The 7,452-nt window shown below is 61.7% G+C and carries 8 protein-coding genes; all 8 read left to right on the top strand.

The window, feature by feature from the left end:
* A partial coding sequence (locus BLS43_RS29025) for an ABC transporter substrate-binding protein (RefSeq protein WP_218130066.1) occupies positions 1-726 on the top strand: 726 nt, incomplete at its 5' end.
* A gap of 181 nt (positions 727-907) precedes the next feature.
* Positions 908-1,975, top strand: coding sequence for a thiolase C-terminal domain-containing protein (locus BLS43_RS29020; RefSeq protein WP_218130065.1), 1,068 nt, complete (start codon positions 908-910; stop codon positions 1,973-1,975).
* 6 nt (positions 1,976-1,981) lie between these two features.
* The gene (locus tag BLS43_RS29015) at positions 1,982-2,422 is read left to right on the top strand and encodes a Zn-ribbon domain-containing OB-fold protein (RefSeq protein WP_093089891.1); all 441 of its coding nucleotides are present in this window, start codon (positions 1,982-1,984) and stop codon (positions 2,420-2,422) included.
* Positions 2,423-2,587: 165 nt separating this feature from the next.
* Positions 2,588-3,541, top strand: coding sequence for an ABC transporter permease (locus BLS43_RS29010; RefSeq protein WP_093089890.1), 954 nt, complete (start codon positions 2,588-2,590; stop codon positions 3,539-3,541).
* A complete protein-coding gene (locus tag BLS43_RS29005) occupies positions 3,538-4,446 on the top strand; it encodes an ABC transporter permease (protein ID WP_093089889.1) in 909 nt (302 codons plus the stop codon). Before BLS43_RS29010 ends, BLS43_RS29005 begins: the two co-directional genes overlap by 4 nt.
* Before the next feature lie 166 nt (positions 4,447-4,612).
* Complete coding sequence (locus tag BLS43_RS29000; protein WP_093089888.1) at positions 4,613-5,647, top strand: ABC transporter ATP-binding protein; 1,035 nt, start codon at positions 4,613-4,615, stop codon at positions 5,645-5,647.
* 43 nt (positions 5,648-5,690) lie between these two features.
* The gene (locus BLS43_RS28995; RefSeq protein WP_245707914.1) at positions 5,691-6,677 is read left to right on the top strand and encodes an ABC transporter ATP-binding protein; all 987 of its coding nucleotides are present in this window, start codon (positions 5,691-5,693) and stop codon (positions 6,675-6,677) included.
* Between the two features lie 347 nt (positions 6,678-7,024).
* Positions 7,025-7,452: ABC transporter substrate-binding protein (locus BLS43_RS28990; protein ID WP_245707913.1), on the top strand; the 428-nt coding region annotated here is incomplete at its 3' end.

Raw genomic sequence — 7,452 nt, 5'->3', positions numbered from 1 at the left:
CAGTTCAGTGGCGGAAATGGATTGTTCTTAAACACCCGTGTCGCTCCGTTCGATGATATTCGGGCTCGTGAGGCGGTCATGCGTGGAATTGACCGAAATTTCGTTCAGGCCAGCGCGTTCGACGGCCAGGGAACGGTTCCGGACACGTTGTTTGTCAAGGATTCGCCGTTCTACTCCGACGCGCCTGTCGCTCCGTCCTACGATCAGCAACGCGCGCAGCAGCTCTTCGACGAGCTCGCGGCCGAGGGCAAGCCCGTATCGTTCGCCATCACCACCTTCCAGACGACGCAAAGTATGCGGGCGAGTCAGGCAATGCAGACCCAGCTGAGTCGATTCAGCAACGTCAACGTGCAGGTGAAGGTCTTCGACACGCCGACCGCCGCCGCCGCGGTATCCCGGTTCGACTTCCAGGCGGTCAACAGGGGTACAACGTTTACCGATCCCGATCCGGTGTTGTACGACGCATTGCACACCGGCAGCCCCAGCAACATCAACGGCATCAGTGACCCCGACATCGACAAGGCCCTGGATACCGGTCGCGCTGCGCCCTCGACGGAGCAGCGCGAGCAGGCTTACGCCATCGTGGCGCAGCGGTTCGCCGCGCTCTACCCGACCTTGTACTACCTCCGTCTCGAGTATTCCGTCGTCTACGGTGACCATCTCCACGGGGCGACGCTGTACGGAACCGGCTCGCTGAGAGTGGACGGACTTTGGGCGACCAAGTGATGCCGCAACGTCTGGTCCGGACGTCAGCGAGGGAGAAGAATCTATGACAATGCGAGATCGGACAGCGATCGTGGGGATCGGCGCGACGCCCTACTACAAGAGGGGGGAGTCGCTCCCACACACCCAGCTGTCCATGGCGTGTGACGCAATTGTGGGTGCGCTGGAGGACGCAGGTCTGACGGTGCAGGATCTCGACGGCTTCGCCATCTATTCGAACTCGGTGGACCCCGCGGAAGTTGCTTCTGTTCTCGGTGTTCCCGAAGTCCGCTTCGCGGCGTCGCTCACATCCGGCGGCGGTGGATCAGCTGGCGCGCTCGGTTTGGCAGCGGCAGCGATTCACTCGGGTATGGCCGAGGTCGTGGTCTCGGTGATGACTCTCCAGCAGGCCGGTCGACGTCTGGGCGGAACGCAGGTGAGCGCAGGTGGTGGGGGCAGCACCAGCGCGAATCCATACAGTGCGGGCGGCGTCCCACCGTCGCTTGCCTTCACCGTGGGCAGCGGGCTGCTGTCACCCGGGAGCAGTTTCGCACTCCTGACACAGCGGCACATGCACCTGTACGGCACGACACGTGAGCATCTCGCTGAAGTCGCGATCACTCAACGCAGCCATGCCATCACACGGCCAACCTCGCTCCAAACGGGACCGCTGACGACAAAGGACTATTTCGCTTCACGGATGATCAGTGATCCATTGTGTCTGTTCGACTACACAATGGAGAACGACGGCGCGGTCGCAGCTGTGATGACCTCGGCTGACCGGGCGAAGGATCTGCGGCATCCGCCCGTATACATCTTGGGCTCGGCGCACGGCGGCGCTGGCCGCTGGGGGCCAGCGATCGGGAAGTACTTCCAGGCGCCGGACGAGTATTTCGCGTCCTCGGGACACCGGCCGGTAGCGAAGCGGCTGTACGAGATGGCCGGTGTCACGCCGGATGATGTCGACGTGGCACTTCTCTACGATCACTTCACGCCGATGGTGCTCATGCAGCTCGAGGACTATGGGTTCTGTGGCGTAGGGGAGAGCGGGCCGTTCGTGGCCGACGGCAACATTCGCCTCGGCGGCAAGATCCCCGTGAACACCCATGGGGGCCATCTGTCGGAGGCATACATCATCGGCTTCACACACGTCCGCGAGGCGGTCGAGCAACTTCGCGGTGACGCCATCAATCAGGTGGCAGGCGCAGAGATTGCTCTTGTTACAGGCGGCCCGGCGGGGCTCCCCGTCAGCGGCACCCTGCTGCGGAGGTAGGACGACATGTCGGAGATCAAGCCCGGGGTCTACCCCGTCCCCATGACCGATCCGCATGCGGACGCCACGACCCAGCCGTTTTGGGACGCGGCGCTCGAGGGGCGTCTTGTCGGCCCTCGATGCACCAACTGCACCACCGTCATCCTGCCGCCTCAACCGAGGTGTTTCGTCTGTCAGAACACGGTGTTCGAGTATGTTGATCTGCCGGGCGTCGGCACGGTTTACTCGTTCACCGTCGTGCGGCACCCGCTCGCGCCGCACCTGCGCGAGGCAGTCCCCTACGTCTCAGCAATCATCGAGCTCGACGGCACCCAAGGAGCGGGCGCTCGCATGCTTGCCAACCTTATCGATGTCGACCCCGAAACAGTGTTTATCGGTGATCGGGTGCGTGTCCTTTTCGATAAGGTCAGCGACACGTTTGCGGTGCCCCGCTTCACGAAGAACTGACTGTCTGGGACCCTGCACGTCGTGCTTGGTCCGAACAGCACGGACCTTGACAGTGATCACGGTCATAGAAGGGCTTAGATTGCTCATCTACGAGGACCCACGAGCTGCGGCATCGGTGCCTCAGTAGTCGAGTCAGAATGTCCCCGAAGCCACTCGGAGGAGCTAATGCTCCAGTTTGCAGTAAAGCGATTTCTTCGCGGAGTCCTCGTCATCCTCCTGGTGACATTCCTCGTCATTGTCCTGCTCAGTCTCGCACCCGGCTCTGTCGCGTCGGTAATTCTGGGCGACAACGCGACGCCGGAGGCAGTGGCGGACCTTGAGCACAAGATGGGCCTGGATCGATCAATCTTCATCCAGTGGCTCTCCTGGCTTGCCTCAGCCGTCACTGGAAATCTGGGCGTGTCTCCGGTCACCTACCAACAAGTGACAACGGCCATCTTCGAACGCCTGCCAGTGACTCTCGAAATCGCCCTGCTGGCGTTGATCATCGCATTGGTGATCGCGGTGCCGCTGGCTACGATTGCGGCCAGACGTCCGGAGGGCGGCGTCGACCGCGGCATAACCGGGTTGACCTCGGTTTTCCTGTCCATTCCCGCTTTCGTGGCTGCGCCCGTCTTGGTGTATCTGCTGGCAGTGGAGGCGCGCCTGTTCCCGGTCGCGGGCTGGGCACCTCTCTCCGAGGGACTGGGGCCCAATCTCCGAGCGGCATTCCTTCCTGCCCTGTGCGTCGCGCTCATCGAGGTCGCCGCGTTCCAACGCATCTTGCGCGCTGATCTGGTCACCACTCTGCGTGAAGACTATGTCGAAGCCGCCAGAGCCAAGGGAATGTCCAGTAGATACGTGCTGTGGCGCCATGCGTTCCGGCCGTCGTCCTTCTCGCTGCTGACCGTCGCGGGAATCAGCTTGGGGCGGCTTATCGGCGGTACAATTATCGTGGAGATGTTCTTCTCGCTGCCTGGTCTCGGTCAACTGGTCGCGGGTGCTATCAGCTCTAGAGACATCGTCATGGTGCAGGGTGTTGTCACGTTTGTCGCAGTGGCCTATGTTCTCATTAATACGATTGTCGATGTGGGGTACGGCTTGTTGGATCCGCGCGTCCGGTTGGCGGTTTCCCGATGAGCAACGGGCTGGCCCAGGGCCAGGCAGGTGACTTGACTGAAGGCGTGACGAGAGCAGCGGTGGGCACAGCGCCTGTCGTGCCGCCCGTGCGTCGGCGCAGGAATGTGCTGGTGTGGATCTCCGCTGTATGGCTCGCGGTGCTGATCCTGGTGGCGCTGACCGCTCCTCTGCTCCCTTTCGCTTCCTATGGGGAAGCTATTGGGCTTCCCCGAGCAGACCCGTCCGGGGTGCTGAGCCAATGGTTCGGACTCGACAACCAGGGACGGAGTGTGTTGTCCCGCATAGCGTACGGGGGCCGGGTCTCACTGCTCGTTGCGGCAATGGCTGGAACGATTGCCACGGTGATCGGCACTGTCCTGGGACTCGTCGCTGGATATTTTCGCGGGCTTGTCGATGCAGTAATCATGTATGTGACCGACGCTCTGCTGGCGTTCCCGCCTCTGGTACTACTGTTGACGATTGCCTCAGTCTTGCAGCCCAGCTTCACTACGCTGGTGATCGGTTTGACCCTGCTGGTCATTCCCACATTCGCACGACTGGCTCGAGCCAACACGTTGAACTGGGCTTCACGCGACTTTGTGCTGGCTGCTCGCAACATGGGTTGGGGAGCGCTCAGGATAGCCTTTCGAGAGGTGCTCCCCAATGTGATTCCGTCCGTGCTGGCCTATTTTCCGACAGTCATCGCCGCACTGATCGTGGCAGAGGGGTCCCTGAGCTTCCTTGGCCTCGGTGTCCCGTCGCCCACTCCCAGCTGGGGCGGAATGATCGCGGATGGAAAAGACTTCTTGCGCACGGATCCGCTCCTAGTTTTCGTCCCTGCCATGGTTATTTTTGTCACCATTTTTGCGCTGAATCAATGCGGTGACTACGCGCGTAACCGTTTTGACCGAGCGGTGGACCGCTAGTCATGGGAGAGTCGGTGGTGAGACCTATGGAAGGGACACAGTCGTTGTCGTCCGCGGGTGCGCGGCACGAGGCTCCTTCGACTCCCTTGACTTCGTTCACCGGACTGAGGGGAGCAGTACCCATGAGGACAGGTGGCCGCGGCGGTAAGCATTTGGGAGTACCACGATGACGATTTCTCATACGGCCAGTCCGCTGCTGGAAGTCGATCATCTGCACACGCACATCCCGACTCCCGCTGGGGTGGTTCGGGCGGTGGACGACGTGTCGCTGAGCCTGCATCCCGGTGAGGCAATGGGGATCGTAGGTGAGTCAGGATCCGGCAAGTCTGTACTAGCCCGCTCGATCATGGGCCTTCTTCCGAGGAACGTCGTCCGCTCGGGTGCAATCAGCTTCGATGGCAGGGACTTGCTCAGTGATGATCGAGCACTGCACGAGGAGCTGTGGGGCAGGCGCATCGCGCTCGTGTTCCAGGATCCGAGTCGGTCCCTGAATCCTGTCGTCCGAGTCGAGCGGCAGCTGACAGAAGGTATGCGGAAACATCTGGGCATCAGTCAGGCAGAGGCGCGGGGTCGGGCGTTGCAGCTGCTCCAGGAAGTCGGTGTACCTGATCCTGAGCGGAGGCTGACCAACTTCCCCGGGCAGATGTCCGGAGGCATGCGGCAGCGAGTCATGATCGCAGTGGCTCTTTCGTGCGAGCCGGACCTTCTTATCGCAGACGAGCCCACGACGGCCCTCGACGTCACCATCCAGCGGCAGATTCTCGACCTGCTCGAGCGGCTGCGACAAGCACGCCGCATGTCGCTGTTATTGATCAGCCACGACCTGGGGGTCGTTGCAGGCCGCACCGACCGGGTTGCCGTCATGTACGCAGGTCGCCTCGTCGAGACGGGGCGCACGAAAGCGGTCTTTGCGACACCGCAGCACCGCTACACGGAGGCTCTGCTGGGAGCAACGCCATCGTTGACGCTTCCTCGGCATACTCGTCTCCAAGTCATCAAAGGGGGGCTACCGAACGTCTATGACCCTCCTGCAGGATGCCGCTTCGCCGACCGCTGCGTTCATGTCAGCGGAGACTGCAGGTCCCCCGATCCGTTCTGGATCGGGTTGCCCGGGTCCGACCATATGCATGGTTGCCGCCACCCGGCGTCGGGCGACGTCGTCTCAGCCACCGCTGGAGGAGTGGGTTCCCTTGGCCGGTAGTGGTACGGCGCATCTTCGTCTGAACGACGAGGCACTGCTGTCCGTGAGCGACCTGCGGGTGGAGTTCAAGACGTCGGGGGGTGTCGTGCAAGCTGTCTCCGGCATCTCCTTCGACGTGCGACGTGGAGAGACGCTCGGCATCGTTGGTGAGTCGGGATGTGGCAAGTCGACAGCGGGTCGAGCGGTCCTTCGGCTGGGTGACGTGAGTGGTGGACATGTCAGCTTCGAGGGCACTGACGTTCTGACCGTCGGTCACAAGCAGCTGACCCGCCTGCGCCGGCGCATGCAGATGATCTTCCAGGATCCGGTGGGATCGCTGAATCCCCGTCGGCGGGTCCGTCAACTCGTCACCGAGGGGTTGGCAGTCACAGGCATGTCATCGGCGGATCGTGATCAGCGCGCCAGGACAGTGCTGGACAGCGTCGGTCTCGACTACGACCGGTTTGCGGATCGGCTGCCTCGCCAGCTGTCGGGAGGGCAAGCACAGCGTGTTGCGATTGCACGGGCATTAGCGGTGAATCCGGGGCTGCTCGTCTGCGATGAGGCGGTCTCGGCTCTCGATGTCTCTGTCCAGGCTCAGATCATCAACCTCATCGAAGACATCAAGGAGGAGTTCGGTCTGACCGTCATCTTCATCGCTCACGATCTCGGAGTCGTTCGTACGGTCAGTGATCGAGTGATGGTGATGTACCTTGGGAAGATCTGCGAGTTCGGTGAACCGGAGGCCATTTACGAAACACCCGGACATCCGTATACTCGCGCTCTGCTCGATTCCGTCCCTCGTGCCGATGTTGAGGACGGGTTTGCTGGACCCGCGTTGTCGGGTGACATTCCGTCGCCTCTCGATCCGCCAAGCGGCTGTCGGTTTCGTACGCGATGTCCACGTGCGCAGGAGCGATGCACGAAGGAAGAGCCGCAGATGGCACGCACAGAGACGGGGCAGTACGTAGCCTGTCATTTCCCGATGGTGCCTCATCGGTCGTCAAGTCGAGCTAACGCTACGCCAGCTGCTGAAATCGGCCTGGATTAGCGCTGCTGTGTCACCGGCGTGGTCGGATCATACGCGAGTGCTTTGCCCGTCCATAGCTCCCGTGGATGTTGGCGAATCATCCTGGGAGTCGCCCCCTCCGGTCGCCGCTGGCCATTGTGATGAAGGCGATTGTCGCCGGAGGGTCGGGCAGGTGTTGGGTTGTGATAGTGGCCGTGGCGGTGCCGTCACGGTAGGCGATGTAGGTGAGAGGATATAGGCGCATGTCGCAATGGCGCTGGAGAGCAGTGTGGCTCGGCCTTGCTGCGTTGTTGTTGGCTGCCTGCGGGTCGGCCAATGGTGGGAACAGTGCGGGTGGCTCTGACGGCACGCCTCAATCAGGTGGGTCGTTGACTCTCACGCAGCTTGCCGAGCCGCGCACGCTGGACCCGACGACACTGGTGAATGTGGCAGCGTCCAACTCGCTGGTGGGAAATGCCTTGTACGGCTACCTTTTGGCCGATACCGGTAACGGGCAGTACGACTACGGTCTGGCGAAGGATCTGTCGACCAGTGATGGTGGCAAGACCTGGATGCTGCAGCTCCGCGATGGGCTGACTTTTTCCGATGGTACCCCGTTCGATGCGGCCGCAGTGCAGTTCAATTGGCAGCGGATGCAGGCGCCGGAGACGCTCAACAGTAATCGATCCGTTGCCAACGCGATTGCAAGCATGAGTGCGTCTGGACAGGTTCTGACGTTCACTCTGAATACGCCGATCAGTAGTTATCCGAACAGTATCGTCAATACGGCGATGAACTGGATTGCTAAGCCGGGGGC

This window comes from Pseudonocardia oroxyli (assembly GCF_900102195.1).
Classification (GTDB): Bacteria; Actinomycetota; Actinomycetes; order Mycobacteriales; family Pseudonocardiaceae; genus Pseudonocardia; species Pseudonocardia oroxyli.
Note: the sequence above shows the minus strand (reverse complement) of the source record. Positions and strands in the feature narration are given on the sequence as shown.

Excerpts from the sequence above, each read along its gene's own strand:
- BLS43_RS29015 (WP_093089891.1), top strand. The coding sequence starts at position 1,982 with ATGTCGGAGATCAAGCCCGGGGTCTACCCCGTCCCCATGACCGATCCG.
- BLS43_RS29010 (WP_093089890.1), top strand. The coding sequence starts at position 2,588 with ATGCTCCAGTTTGCAGTAAAGCGATTTCTTCGCGGAGTCCTCGTCATC.
- BLS43_RS29005 (WP_093089889.1), top strand. The coding sequence starts at position 3,538 with ATGAGCAACGGGCTGGCCCAGGGCCAGGCAGGTGACTTGACTGAAGGC.
- BLS43_RS29000 (WP_093089888.1), top strand. The coding sequence starts at position 4,613 with ATGACGATTTCTCATACGGCCAGTCCGCTGCTGGAAGTCGATCATCTG.